The sequence below is a fragment of the Metabacillus litoralis genome, assembly GCF_003667825.1.
Lineage (GTDB): Bacteria > Bacillota > Bacilli > Bacillales > Bacillaceae > Metabacillus > Metabacillus litoralis_B.
Genome location: NZ_CP033043.1, coordinates 1,099,095 through 1,113,374, shown reverse-complemented (window position 1 = coordinate 1,113,374; position 14,280 = coordinate 1,099,095). Strand labels below are relative to the sequence as shown.

The window sequence follows — 14,280 nt, the reverse complement described above, 5'->3', positions numbered from 1 at the left end:
CTTATTATTATTAATCTATTAAGCTCTCAAATCGACACGCTTAATTTCACCTACTAGGAATAAATAACTGAAGATTGCGACAAGTGCATTTGCACCAACGAAGACAAGTGCTCCGTTAAATGAACCCGTTGTTCCGATAATATAACCAATGATAATCGGTGTTGTAATTCCAGCAATGTTACCAAACGTATTAAATAAACCACCACTTACTCCAGACATTTCCTTTGGAGATGTGTCTGAAACAACTGCCCATCCAAGAGCTCCAAAGCCTTTTCCGAAAAATGCTAATGCCATAACAAAAATAACAACCCATTGTGCTTCAACATAGTTAGCAGCAACCAAGCTCATGGACAACAGCATCCCGATAACAATCGGAGTTTTACGAGCAATCGTTAAAGAGTAACCTTTTCTAAGTAAGAAATCAGAGAACATTCCTCCAAGGATCCCGCCGAAAAAGCCACAAATCGCTGGAAGTGATGCGATAAATCCTACTTCTAATATCGTCATGCCTCTATCTTGAACAAGATAAACAGGAAACCAAGTTAAAAAGAAGTACGTTAGAGTAGTAATACAATATTGACCAAGATAAATTCCTAACAACATTCTATTGGATAATAGTTTTTTTATATTATTCCAGTTAGCTCCCTTGTCTTCCTTCTTTTGGTTTTCTACTTTTTGGTCCATATTAATTAATGCTCCGCCTGCCTCAATATAATCGAGCTCAGCTTGATTAATACGAGGATGATCCTTTGGGCTGTAAATAGCTTTTAGCCACATGAAAGCAACGATAATGCCAACAACACCCATAAAATAGAACACATATTCCCAACCAAATGTGTATGTAATATATCCCATAATTGGCGCAAAGAGAACGGTCGCAAAATATTGTGCTGAATTAAATGTCGCTGCTGCTGTACCCCTTTCATGGCTAGGAAACCATGAAGCAACAATACGACTGTTTGCAGGAAAAGATGGTGCCTCAGATAGCCCAACTAAGAAACGAAGACCAAATAACACCATAACGGCCGTGCCTGCTGTCCCAAACAAACCTATAAAACCTTGTAATAGAGTGAAAGTTGACCAGAGGAAAATACTCCAAAAGTAAACTTTCTTAGAGCCAAAACGATCAAGAAGCCATCCTCCAGGAATTTGTCCTGCCACATATGACCAAGCAAATGCAGAGAAAACATACCCCATCATAACAGAATCTAGTCCTAGTTGATTGGACATATCTGAACCGGCAATGGATAAAGTCGCGCGATCTGCATAATTTAGCGCCGTTACTAAAAATAACATAAAAACAATAAACCAACGTGTACGTGTTTTTTTCTCTGTTGTAGGCATCAATGGTGAAGTATTTATTACTCTTTCTGGTGCTCCCATATCTTCACTTCCCTTTAATCGGTTATTGACATCGCTTACATATTTAACGAATTTCCATCACCTTTATTGTCTTATTCCATTTAAAATCACACCTTTTTAAACCATTTCATATATTTTTGTCTAATAGTAAGACAAATAAATTTAATTGTCAACGCCCTAAAAAAATGAACTTATTTATAGACCAAGTATATATATAAATCAGAATAAAACGGTACTTTATCAAAATAAATTTTATTTTTCCGAAAATTATTAATCTATCATTGACCGATTTATTTAATTGTCTTACAATAAAACAAAAATACAAATCTATTGGAGGAGAGGAATAATAATGCAACCTATTCGAACAGCACCTAAAGGAATTCTTGGTTTTCCAATTGCCCCATTTACAGCTAACAACAAACTTGATGAAAAAAAGCTCGCTCACAATATTCAATTTTTGTTAGATGAAGGACTTGAAGCAATTTTTGTAGCCTGTGCAGCTGGTGAATATCCATCTTTAAGCAAAGAAGAATATGAGGCAATGGTTGATGTAGCTGTGAGTGTGACAAATAAAAAGGTACCTGTATACACAGGCGTTGGTGGGAATATTCAAACTTCGTTAGAACTTGCGAAAATTTCTCAAGATAAAGGAGCCGATGGCTATTTAATCCTACCTCCATATCTTGTCCCAGGTGAACAAGAGGGTTTGGCTAATTATTTTAAAACAATAGCTGAAAGTACTTCATTAAACGCAATCGTTTATCAAAGAGATCAGGTTGCCCTTTCAATCCCTTCATTGGAAGCGCTTGCCGATATACCTCAGGTTGTTGGCGTTAAAGATGGCCTAGGGAATATGGAATTGAATACTTTATTAACCCAAACGTTTAAGCAACGTTTCAGTTGGTTAAATGGAATGCCTTTAGCTGAAGTGACAATGCCTGCTTATGTACCACTAGGCTTTGACTCCTATTCATCAGCAATTTCAAATTATATTCCCCACATTTCTAGAAAATTCTATAACGCTGTGCTGGATAATGACCAAGTATTAATTGATGATCTTTATCAACACGTCATCTTGCCAATCAATAATATTCGCCGTCAACGAAATGGTTATGCTGTTTCTCTTATTAAAGCTGGTATGGAGATTGTGGGTATCCCAGTTGGTCAAACAGTTAGGCTGCCAATTCTACCTGTTGAAAAGGAGCATTATACTCAATTGGAAAAAATATTAGAACATGCATTAAATAGATATCCGAAGGAACTGGCTGTTCATTCGGTCTAAATTTATATGATAAATATACTTTTTATAGGCCCCTACCGTTACAAAAGATGACGATTAAAGCATAAACAATACAGTAAAAGCTAAAAATACTCTACTTGGAGGATAGCTTATGTGGGTGATCACGCGTTATGCAAAAGGAAAAATATTTATGTATGAATGTAACACAGAAAGAGAAGCAAGAGAATTGTTGAAGAATATTGAGGGAAAAAAGATTCTTTCTGAAGTGATTTATTTTAATGATCCGGTTTTAAAATAAGTGTTCAAAGTTTTATAAATGGAAAGAGAGTGATCTATATTTATCGATCACTCTTTGATTTTATCATATTGTAATTTCATGTTAAGGCATCTCTCCGAATTAATAACTGTCTTCTTGGTCTAATCTCTTTGCATAATAAGACATGTTTTCTTCACCCCATTTATACATCGCATCTATAATAGGAAGAATTGTTTCCCCTCTTTCTGTTATGTGATATTCTACTCTTGGAGGAACCTCTGGATATATTTTCCGATATAAAATCCCATCCAGTTCTAGTTCCCTCAATTGCTTTGTTAAAATACGATTACTAATGCTTTTAAATAATCTTTGTAGCTGTCCAAATCGATGTGGCCCCTCAAACCCAATATGCCATAAAATAACTATTTTCCATTTACCACTAATAATGGATAATGTTAACTCCTTTTCACAATTAAATTCATTATTTCTTAATCTTGCCTTTATCTCGTCTCTTAATGGAATGGTCATGGATTAGCCTCCTAGAGAGAAAACATTAGTTATTATATAGAGGTATAGATTTTCCTTATACAGATTAATGAAACTACTTTACCTTTTTTTCCGATAAATTGAATTTATGATAAAAAGCATTGAGTATAAGTAATCTGCTCTTATCCCAATGCTTTTTGCCTATTAAAGAATATCTTAGTTATTAATCTCTGCTCTTAATATTTCTTTTCCAGATGGAGTTGATAAAACTAACTCATAGTTAGCCGACCCATCAGCTATTTTCTTAGACAACACGGAATTATTTACATGTTTTCCAGAAAACACTTTTTCTGTTACTTTCGTTGATTTTTGACCAGTCTTTTTATAGATAGTAGCCCTAACTGGTTGTTTTGGATCAGTTACATTAAATCTCGCTACAATTTCACCTTTCTCATATTCAAGATATGCAGAGGCATTTTCATTTGCAGACGTAATATCTTCTAAGCCTTTTGTTGGGAAGTAGTATTCTGTCCATTCCTTCGTTTCATTTGGCTCTAAATACGTATCTTCAAAAAACTCGGATGAATGGCCACCCCATAATTCAATATATGGTCTTGCAGAGTTACCAAACTCTAAAGGATCTGTATTATAACTATCTTCATAACCCCAAGTCCAGAATTTTAATCCAGGTGTGGCATTGGCATTATCGGCAATCCTTACTACTCCTTCGTTATTATCTGTGTTGATAACACCCCACCATTTTTCTTTTACTTCCTGCCCGTAGGCAATCCCCATGTCTTTCCAGTTAGAAAACATTGATAGTTTATCATATTTGTAGATATGATTTTCTTTATCCACTGGTTCATCTACTGTTCCCATCCAACTCCACCAATCATCCTTTACCATTACTTCCTCAATCGGAACAGCCATCTTCATATCAGAAGGATTTCCACCGGGAGCGAATGTTGTACAAGTCCAATATTCATACTTAACAGGTTCGTTCTTATTATTAATTAATTTCATATTCATTTCTAAATAAGACTTATCTTTATAAACGGTAATAGTGTTTACTGCAGTAATACCGGTTTTTCCATTGTCAAAATTCCATGGTTTATCAGAAAAATCGATATCGTCTGTGAAGCTCATTTCAACAGAAATTTTTTCACTTGTTTGTTCTACGACCTTAGCATCCCATGGTAGCATCCATGTTTTTCCATGTTCAGGTTCTGGGAATGTCGGAAAAATTCCTCCATATACCATTAACCAATCATAATAAAAGTTCCCTGCCCCCATACCATATGGTGTTCCTACAGGATTTTGATACAGAAGATCGTGTCCAGTTGATTTATCAATCATCGAGATAATTCGACCACCATATTCAGGAAGAAGTGTTACCTTAATATATTTATTTTCAATTACTTTGGTATTAAATGTCGTATTTGTTATATCATTAACGTCTTCACTCCAACTTTTCATCCCGTTGTCTTCATTTAATTCAAAGGCAAAGTGCTTAAAGTCGATTGTTGAATCATATACTTTTAAATTGTCACTTTTATCAGGCTTTCCTTTAGGTCCACCAGCAAAAGCACTTGATGCAATAGACAAGACAAATAGTAATGTTAAGAATATAATAAAACTCTTATTTTTACGTTTCATTAGTTTACCCTCCTATTTTGAATCATTATAGTAAGACATTTTTCAAAACATATGATTTTTCTTGTGTCATTTCCTCTAAAGTACAAGTAATACCCTCTCGACCTAACCCACTCATCTTATATCCACCAAATGGCATATCAACATTGCGGTAGTTTCCTGAACCATTAATAACAACTGAACCACATTCTAACTTTGCTGCTATATCAATTGCTTTCTTGAAGTCTGATGTTATAACCCCACCAGCTAAACCATATATCGAATTATTTGCTATTTCAATTGCCTCCTGATTTGACTCAAACTCAATGATTGGTAAAACCGGCCCAAAAATTTCCATATCTTTTGCGACATCCATTTCCGGTGTTACATCTACTAATATCGTAGGCTGATAATAAGTAGTAGATTCCGGAGAGCCTCCTAAAATACATTTCGCACCTTGATTCATTGTTTCATGCACCTGTCTATGAATTTCGTTTACCGCCTTGGGACTAATTAACGACCCCAATTCTGTTTGATTTTCTAACGGTCCTCCCCTTCTTACACGCTTTAACCTTTCAATGAGTTTTTCAATAAATCTGTCTTTTATTGCTTGATGAACAATAAAACGTTTAGGTGCACAGCAGGTTTGACCAGCGTTTTTTAACCTACCCTTTACTGCCTCCTCTACTGCTAATTCAAGATCTGCATCTTCTAAGATAAGTAAAGGGTCATTGCCTCCAAGCTCTAAAAACACTCTTTTTAATGTTGAAGCAGAATCTCTTGCCACAATCTTACCTACTTCAGTACTACCTGTTAAACTTATTGCGTCGATAAATGGACTTTTTGCCAATTCCCCTCCTATTAATGCTCCATCCCCTGTTAGTACTTGCACTACATTACCAGGAACACCATTTTCAAGTAAAATCTCTACTAATCTAATAATAGTTAATGGATTATCAGTTGGTGGCTTTATAATAACTGCGTTACCAGCTGCTAAAGCGGGTGCAATCTTATGACTACATAGCTCTGCAGGATAATTAAATGGTACAATACAAGCTATAACCCCTAGTGGTTCTCTCCTTGTAAAAATAATGTCACTTGCCTTGCCTGAGTCATTATTTGTTATTGTTTCTCCATACAAAGAATTAGCCTTTTCAACAAATCTTTTAAAGATAAGAGAGACGACAGAAATCTCATCTCTCGCTTCACTAATCACCTTTCCCATTTCAGTACTTAGCAATGTAGCAAGCTCTTCTTGTTGCTGCTCAATTGCTTCAGCACACCGTAATAAAATATCCCCTCTATCTTTTGGAGACATTGATCTCCAGACCTTTTTTCCTTTCTGCGCTATACTAATTGCCTGTTGAACATCCTCGATTGTTGCATTTGGTACTGTATCAATAAACTCTTGTGTCGCGGAGTTAACCACCTCTAAGTAATCATTATCCTTAGCATTGATTTTTTTGCCGCCTACTAACATCTTCATTGATCAAACCCACCTACCTTGCAATTACTTAAGATTTATATTTTATTTGTTTAAAACAGTCATTTAATTTAAAATAAAAATAAGTTTATATTTAAGTTTATATTTATCTTTAGAAACCATGAGTATATCTGGTTTCTTTTTTTTATTTTTGTATCAATTAGAAATCAGAGTCAGGATTATAATAATCATCAACATTATCAATGTGGATAACAGCAGGTTCTGTATTGATTAATTTTGGAATATTCGCTTCGGCTTGAAGGTATTTAATTGCTGTATCTACAGTTGTTTCTGCTACTAATGCGGGATTATTTAATCCTGTAGCCCCATATTTTCCTTCCTTAATTAGCTCTAATGCTTCTTTCTGACCATCAGCTGCAGCAAGCACTAAAATATCATCTTCTTTTCCTGCATTTTCAATTGCTTTTACCGCACCAAGTGCCATGCTGTCATTCTCGGCTACTAATACATTCATATCTGGACTAGCTACAAGCATATCTTCTGCTGCTGAAAGCCCGCCTTCTTGTGCCCAATCTCCCCATCCTTGTGTAACGACCTTAAAGTTAGTTTCACTAAACTGTCTTAGCTGTTCTTCAACGATTCCTTTTATAACTCCTATTCTTCTATCAACCCCAAGAAGGTTTCCTTGGTTTCCACTTAAAATACCCAGTTTGATTTCAGTTTTCCCCATTTTATTAGCTAGCCATTGACCTACTTGTTCACCGTTAGCCAAATTATTTGACTGAATCATAGATACATAGTCTGCTTCAGGAGAAATAGAGTTATCCATGATAAAAACAGGTACTCCTGCTGCTGCTGCTGATCTTGTTGCAGCTACTGCACCTTCAGGATCTGCCGGGTTAATAATCAATAAATCAATTTGTCTAGAAAGCATATCTTCTACGTCAGCTAATTGTTTTGAAAGATCTCCTTGTGCATCTGCAGAGATCAACTTAACACCAAGCTCCTCTACTTTCTTTTCTACTGCCTTTTGCTGTGCAACAAAGTATGGTGCACCTAGGGTTTGCATAGAAAGACCAATTGTGATATCTCCTAAATCTTTTTTTCCTGTGTTCGTTTGTGCGTCTGCGGTTGTTGGTTGTGTTCCTTCATTTGAACACGCTATGAGCAAACTTCCCATTAAACAAAGTGTAAATACAAGAACAAACACCCTTCTTAGTTTTTTCAAAATTCCTTCCCCTCTCATTTAAAAATATTGTTTTTTACTCATTATTTGTTTACTATCACCTCCTTTCAAGTCTCTTTATGGATCAGGATTTTAGTGTAACTATGAAGTAAATCGGGTTTAATTAGATCTTTTACTTTGAATTCCTTGTAATAAAACCGCCAGTATAATAATGATGCCCTTTATAACCTGTTGAGGATAAGCTGGTACATTCATGAGATTCATTATATTTCCAATCATCCCTAATATTAGTACACCTACTAATGTGTTTAATGCTGTACCTCTCCCACCACTAAGACTAGCTCCCCCAATAACAACTGCCGCTATAGCATCCAATTCAATTGCAGTACCTACAACTGGTGAACCTACTCCAGTTCTTGATGTACTTATAATTCCTGCAATCGCACCTAATCCTCCAGAAATGGTATAAACCATGAATTTATAACGACTAACATTAATACCAGACAACCTAACTGCATCTTCATTACTTCCAACTGCTTTGATCATTCTTCCAAAGGTTGTGTATTTTAGAACAAACGCAATAATTAAAAAGATGAATAGAGTTAGCCAAACGAGATATGGTATGCGTAAAAATGAACCTGCTCCTAACGAAAGAATGAAAGCGTTTTCCGTTACGATCGGTGTTCCTTTTGAAACCATAAAAGCAATCCCTCTAGCAATAGTCATTAAAGCTAGCGTCACAACAAATGGAGCAATATTTCTTCTAGCAACAAGGTATCCCGAACCGGCCCCTAACAATATACAACTTATCACTGTGCATATTAATGCCAGTGGGAGTGACATTGTTTGGAGTAAGTAAGCAGAAAGAACACAGCCGAGAGCTAGAGTAGATCCAACTGAAAGATCTATACCACCTGTTAAAATGACAAGAAGCATTCCTAAACTAATAATGGCTAACCCAGATAATTGTCTTAGTAGATTAAAAATATTTGTTTCAGTAAAGAAAGAGGATGATAAGAAGCTAGAAATAATTAATAGAATGGCAAATATAATTAGTGTGTTATATTTAAGAATGAAGTCCATAACTGTTGTGGAAAGCTTATTACCTGTTCCTTCCACTTTGTGTTCAAGTTGAGTATTCATGTTCTTTCCCTCCTATTGCAAGCGTCATAATGCTTTTCTCTGTCATTTCTGACTTTAATAAACTCCCTTTGATTTCAGCATTGTTCATCACTAATACTCTGTCACACAATCCAATAATTTCTAAGAGCTCTGAAGATATTACGATAACCCCTATTCCTTTACTTGCTAATTGATTAATAAGATGATAGATTTCTACCTTTGCCCCTACATCAACTCCTCTTGTTGGTTCATCGAGGATAATAATGCGACAGTCTGTATTAAACCACTTCGCCAAAACAACTTTTTGTTGATTTCCACCACTTAGGTTTTCGGTTGCCAAATCAATACTGCTAGTTTTAATTCTTAATATCTTAGATAACTCTTTAACTAGTTCTTCCTCTTCCTTATGCTTTATTAATCCTTTATATTTTGTAATTTTGTTTAAATTAGACATTGTAGCATTCATCTTGATTGACATCGGAAGCACTAGGCCTTGAGCTTTCCTATTTTCTGGTACTAGGCCTATACCATTTCGAACTGCATCCTTCGGAGATTTCACAAAAATCTCCTTTCCATCCAAAAAAAGTTTTCCGCCTTTTTTCTTATCGGCTCCAAAAATTGCTCTTGCTAACTCTGTACGTCCACTTCCTACTAGTCCAGCAATCCCTAAAACTTCTCCTTTATGAACGGAAAACGATATATTTTTACATTTAGGTGGGTTATTCATACCTTCAACCCTAAATATTTCAGTACCTATTTTTATTTCTCGCTTCGGAAAAAGCGCTTCCAAATTTCTGCCGATCATTAAACTAATGACATCTTCAACACCCACCTCATTTGGGTTTACGTTACCTGTCACCTGACCATCTCTAAGTGTTGTTATAGAATCAGCAATTTCAAAAACTTCCTCTAATCGATGAGATATATAAATGATACTCACTCCGTCAGCTTTTAGTTTTAATAAAAGTTTAAATAGTTGGCGTGTTTCAGATGGAGCAAGCACCGCAGTTGGCTCATCTAAAATAAGTACCTTTAACTCTCCTGATATGGCCTTTGCAATTTCAATTACCTGTTGATAAGCCACACTTAGATCTCTTACATAGACTTTGGAATTAATATTAAAACCAAGTGTTTTAATGATTTCATCTGCTTTTTTAAATAGATTAGACCAATTTATTAGCCCTTTATTACGGCTAATTTCGTTTAGGAATATATTCTCGGCAACTGTTAAGTCTGGTGCTAATGCAAATTCTTGATAAATAATGCCAATGCCTAGCTCCCTAGCTTCATTTGGAGAACGTACCGTTACATTTTGATCATCTATTTTAATACTTCCAGAATCCTTTTTTATAGCACCAGATAATATTTTCATTAAGGTAGACTTTCCTGCTCCATTTTCACCAACTAGCGCATGAATTTCTCCTACACCTACTTTTAGTGAAACATCGTTTAACGCAGCTGTCTTACCGTAGGTTTTAACAATATGTTGCATTTCTACCCGGTAATGATCCGGCATTTAAAACCCTCCTTAACTTTTAGGGAATTCACTATGCATGAATCTATAAAAATGTAAAAAGTATTTTTTATATTACAAGGTTAGTAAATTGGCTTCATTTTCACTATAAAATATTTAGAGTTCTCTTTAAAGTACGAACATTATTGTTCTCTAGTAACCTTTAGGTAACCAACGGAAAGCGGTTTCCATATTATGATAAATACTCCAGCCAATATTATGTAGAAATTTAATATTGGCTGTCGGGGGTATATGAAAAGCCCTGTGATTGGGCAATTCAACAATTAAATAATTTTTATATTGCTATGAATACTTGATAAATCAAGTTTACTTGCAGCTTTTTCATCTAAAATAACAATTAAGTTTGGGTGCATTTGAAGTAAAGTTGATGGACAGTATGTATCAACATATCCTTTAAATGTTTTTCTTACCGCCTCTGCCTTTTCTTCTCCACTTGCAATAAATATGATTTTTCTAGCTTTGAAAATACTCCCCACACCCATGGCTAACGCATGTTTTGGTACCTCATCTATACTACTAAAATACCTGGCATTATCTTCAATGGTCTGTTTGGTTAAGGTGGCAAGGTGTGTCCTTGCATGTAAAACCTCTCCGGGTTCATTAAAACCAATGTGGCCATTTCGACCTACCCCCAATATTTGCAAATCTATTCCACCTGCATTTTCTATTCTCTTTTCATAGTTATTTATTTCTATTTCAGCATCATCAAAGATACCAGGTGGCATATTGGTGTTAGTTTTAAGTATATTTATGTGTGAAAAAAAGTTTTCCCACATATATCGTGTATAGCATTGTACATGATTGCTAGGTAAACCAATATACTCATCAAGTCCAAAAGAAATCACATTGCTAAAATCGATTTGTCCTTGCTCATAAAGTCTCACTAACTCTTTATATGTTCCAAGAGGTGTACCTCCTGTTGCTGTACCTAGAACATATCGCGTTTTCCATCTCATGTCTTCTGCGATAGCTTTGGCTGCTTGCTTACTCATCTCACGATAGTCTTTTGTTATGATAAAGCGTAGCACCAATTCACACCTCCACTCCTAAGCTATAATTATTGTGTTTTTGCATTGATAAAATCACTAGCAATCTTCTCAATTTTAGATAGTTTTTCTTGATCTATGTTAACTTGAAATACTTCAGATATGACTTGTGTCCAACCATGGATAAAATAGACCCATCCATCCTCTACATACAGATTTTTTTGTGCTCTCTGCTCTAATGCTTGATGCATAAATAACAATTCACCACGATAATTCAACTCCCACACTAAACTATTGCAAGGGTATGTGCATTTGTTTGAGAGCGGTGATCCTGGTCGATCTTTACCTAAACCAGTTGCATTTATAATGAAAGAGTATGGTCTAAGTTTTTGAAGAATTTTGTCATTTTGCTCTTCATTTTCAGCCATAACGTATTCGATTTCTACTTCTGTAGATATTTTCTTTATTATGGCTTCCATAGATTTTAATCTTGGCTTACTTCGATTTGTTACATAAACTTTAGATGGCTTTTGTTTTGCTTCTATTAAGTTGGCGGTTATTGCAATCGCACTCCCACCCGCTCCCATTATGAATACCTCTCCTTGGTGTTCCCAAAAGCCTTCGGGGATAAATGCTTTCATCGCAAGTCCACTAGAAAGATGGTCTTTTGCATGCCCAATAAGCTTACCGTTTCTTTTGGATATACAGGATAATTCATTGAATAATTGTGCATAAGGATCTAATTCATCAAACAAATCCTTTGCTGCATTATAGAGATCAATTTTATGAGTTGTAACGAGTGCTCCCAATGATAATTCATCATTTTTCAAAAATTCTACTACTTCTCTATACACATGAGGATCTGCATGAATGCTTATATCAATTCCTTTTATTGTTTGACTAATAGATAACTCCTTCGCCCACTCAGGGAAAAGCTTCATAATAGAAGATTGAGCAGTTGTTACACCAATAAAATAAAAGGTTGGTTCTGTAGCTTTTGTTAGCTGCATCAATTTTACCCTCCTTATCTTTTTTATTTATCAATTGCTAATGCTTTGGCAGGATTCTTTTGAGTGAGTAGATGAATAATCTCTTTACTCACACCTTTTTTCTCCAATTTTGGTAGGAAGGATGTTAATAAATAAGATAATCCTATTTCACCACCATAAGCTCGCAATCTCGATTTAGTAGTGTCTAAGCTTAATAGAAGTGAGTCTTCAAATCCTTGCTTAAGCATGTTTAAAATTAGCTTTATTTCCGTTTCATCATCATGATATTTAAAACGTCCTATAGTATCATACTCAAGAAAAACGCCAGTTCGAGCGATTGCTTCGTGAAGCTGGTAATCATGATGAGTCCGGTCTAAATGACATAAAATAATTCTATTAGGAGGAATATTTAGATCTGTTAGAAAGGTAATGACTTCAAAAGGATCTGAGCCTTTTTCAATATGAACCATAATCGGTACGCCAGTACGAAAGGATGCTTCTGCAGCAGCATTAAATTTATGATTATATTTATTTGAAATTCCATCGTGATCAACTGCTGTTTTAATTAGTCCCGCTCTCGCGTCAATTGTAGAGGTTGGAAAGCAACTTTGATTTCCTATGTACATACCGTGATTAATTTCAGTTAGCATTACCTGAAGCAATTGTTCACTTGAAAAATGATGGATCCAATGATCATGATGATAAAACATCTTCTTATGAAAACCGGTAGAGGCAATGATATGCACCCCAGTTATTTTTGAAATGTTAACTAAGTCAGCTGCTTTTCTCCCTGAACCTATTGGCTGTGCATCAGCAATAACCTTCCCGCCTTGTTTTAAAAAGTCTTTCACTTCAGTTATCGTTGTATCAAGGTTATCTATACATAATGCAGGATTTATTTTTGAGGCATTGCCTGCTTCAATACTTAAATGCTCGTGAGGCTGAAAATGTCCAATCTCTTCGTTTACTTCTACTATTCCAAGAACCGTTTGGATGTAAGGCACATTTATTACCCCAATTCCGGGTAAACTTCTATAATAGTTTTTCTTTAGACATATACTTTCCTTTACTTAAACTCTTTAATTTAACTAATATTTATCTCTTTCCTAAAGAACTCAAGTACATTTTTTGTTGATTGCATGGTCATTCGCTCTGTTGCTTCAATTGTTGCAGCCGCATTGTGAGGTGTTAAAATCACATTTTTTAACCCTTGCAATGGAGAATGTTTTAAAGGCTCCTCATAAAAAACATCTATCGCGGCACCTCCGATTACATTTTCCTGTAATGCTAAACCTAAATCATGTTCATTAACAATTCCGCCTCTTGCTGTATTTACAATCACACAATTTTTCTTCATTCTTTTTAGTAGCTGATAGTTGATGAGATTTTTGGTTTCCTTTATTAAAGGTAAATGGAGAGTTAAAAAATCACTTTGTTCAATAATTTCATCAAAGCTCCTTATTTTTACATCTAATTGTTCTGCAGTCTCATAATTAGGCATAACATCATACGCTAAAATGTTCATATTAAAGCCTTTAGCTCGTTTTGCTACCGCCTGACCAATAGCCCCAAAACCTAATATGCCAATAGTCTTTCCGAATACTTCTTGACCAATCATCTTCTGCCATCTACCCATCATAAGATTTTCATGACTCTGAGGTATATGCCGTGCAACGGCTAATAATAAAGAAAATGTATAATCTGCTACAGCTTCGGTATTGACTCCTGGTGTATTCATTACTTCAATACCATTTGAAAGTGCAAAGGCACGTGGAATATTATCGATCCCAACGCCATATTTTGAGATGATTTTTAAATTTTTAGCATGCTCTAAAGCTTTCTCTGATAAGAAATCTGTTCCGATAATTAACGCATCAGCATCTTTGATCAGTTCAATCATTCGTTCTTCGGGGACAGGACCTATTTCACGGATCACCTTAAAGTTCTCTTTTTCCCATAAAGAAAAAACTTCTTTGTTAAACTTACCGTAGGATCTAGGCGTTATAACAACCTTTCGCATGTATTCCCCCACCTATCATTATG

Annotated in this window: 13 protein-coding genes; 2 read left to right on the top strand and 11 right to left on the bottom strand. The window is 35.3% G+C overall.

Annotation, left to right across the window (positions count from 1 at the left end; genetic code table 11):
• Positions 1-18: 18 nt before the first annotated feature.
• Positions 19-1,344 carry an MFS transporter gene (locus tag D9842_RS05280; RefSeq protein WP_121664951.1) on the bottom strand — a complete coding sequence of 442 codons (1,326 nt, stop codon included), beginning with the start codon at positions 1,342-1,344 and terminating at the stop codon, positions 19-21.
• Positions 1,345-1,711: 367 nt separating this feature from the next.
• On the opposite strand from D9842_RS05280, the gene kdgD reads away from it, so the two are divergent.
• Together kdgD and D9842_RS25665 are read left to right on the top strand one after the other, a co-directional pair.
• Entirely contained in the window at positions 1,712-2,644 is a 933-nt protein-coding gene (gene kdgD, locus D9842_RS05275) for a 5-dehydro-4-deoxyglucarate dehydratase (protein WP_121661592.1), read from the top strand.
• Between the two features lie 109 nt (positions 2,645-2,753).
• Positions 2,754-2,900, top strand: a complete 147-nt coding sequence (locus D9842_RS25665) for a hypothetical protein (protein ID WP_162987307.1) — start codon at positions 2,754-2,756, stop codon at positions 2,898-2,900.
• A 99-nt stretch (positions 2,901-2,999) separates the two neighbouring features.
• On the opposite strand, the gene D9842_RS05270 is transcribed toward D9842_RS25665, so the two are convergent.
• From D9842_RS05270 to D9842_RS05225, 10 genes are all read right to left on the bottom strand, one after another.
• Positions 3,000-3,386 carry a winged helix-turn-helix transcriptional regulator gene (locus D9842_RS05270; RefSeq protein ID WP_121661591.1) on the bottom strand — a complete coding sequence of 129 codons (387 nt, stop codon included), beginning with the start codon at positions 3,384-3,386 and terminating at the stop codon, positions 3,000-3,002.
• A 174-nt stretch (positions 3,387-3,560) separates the two neighbouring features.
• The gene (locus D9842_RS05265) at positions 3,561-5,000 is read right to left on the bottom strand and encodes a DUF5107 domain-containing protein (RefSeq protein WP_121661590.1); all 1,440 of its coding nucleotides are present in this window, start codon (positions 4,998-5,000) and stop codon (positions 3,561-3,563) included.
• A gap of 25 nt (positions 5,001-5,025) precedes the next feature.
• A complete protein-coding gene (locus D9842_RS05260; RefSeq protein ID WP_121661589.1) occupies positions 5,026-6,462 on the bottom strand; it encodes an aldehyde dehydrogenase family protein in 1,437 nt (478 codons plus the stop codon).
• 157 nt (positions 6,463-6,619) lie between these two features.
• Positions 6,620-7,648 (bottom strand): substrate-binding domain-containing protein, encoded by a 1,029-nt coding sequence (locus D9842_RS05255; protein WP_162987306.1) that lies wholly within the window; start codon positions 7,646-7,648, stop codon positions 6,620-6,622.
• Between the two features lie 117 nt (positions 7,649-7,765).
• Positions 7,766-8,749 carry an ABC transporter permease gene (locus D9842_RS05250; protein WP_121661587.1) on the bottom strand — a complete coding sequence of 328 codons (984 nt, stop codon included), beginning with the start codon at positions 8,747-8,749 and terminating at the stop codon, positions 7,766-7,768.
• Positions 8,733-10,244: a sugar ABC transporter ATP-binding protein gene (locus D9842_RS05245; protein ID WP_121661586.1), complete on the bottom strand. Its 1,512-nt coding sequence runs from the start codon at positions 10,242-10,244 to the stop codon at positions 8,733-8,735. Before D9842_RS05245 ends, D9842_RS05250 begins: the two co-directional genes overlap by 17 nt.
• 281 nt (positions 10,245-10,525) lie before the next feature.
• The gene (gene nagB / locus D9842_RS05240) at positions 10,526-11,290 is read right to left on the bottom strand and encodes a glucosamine-6-phosphate deaminase (RefSeq protein ID WP_121661585.1); all 765 of its coding nucleotides are present in this window, start codon (positions 11,288-11,290) and stop codon (positions 10,526-10,528) included.
• A gap of 29 nt (positions 11,291-11,319) precedes the next feature.
• On the bottom strand, positions 11,320-12,258 hold the full coding sequence (locus D9842_RS05235) for a shikimate dehydrogenase family protein (protein WP_121661584.1): 939 nt from the start codon (positions 12,256-12,258) through the stop codon (positions 11,320-11,322).
• 23 nt (positions 12,259-12,281) lie between these two features.
• Complete coding sequence (locus D9842_RS05230; protein WP_162987305.1) at positions 12,282-13,241, bottom strand: phosphotriesterase family protein; 960 nt, start codon at positions 13,239-13,241, stop codon at positions 12,282-12,284.
• 80 nt (positions 13,242-13,321) lie between these two features.
• A complete protein-coding gene (locus D9842_RS05225) occupies positions 13,322-14,257 on the bottom strand; it encodes a phosphoglycerate dehydrogenase (RefSeq protein ID WP_121661582.1) in 936 nt (311 codons plus the stop codon).
• Positions 14,258-14,280 lie beyond the last annotated feature (23 nt).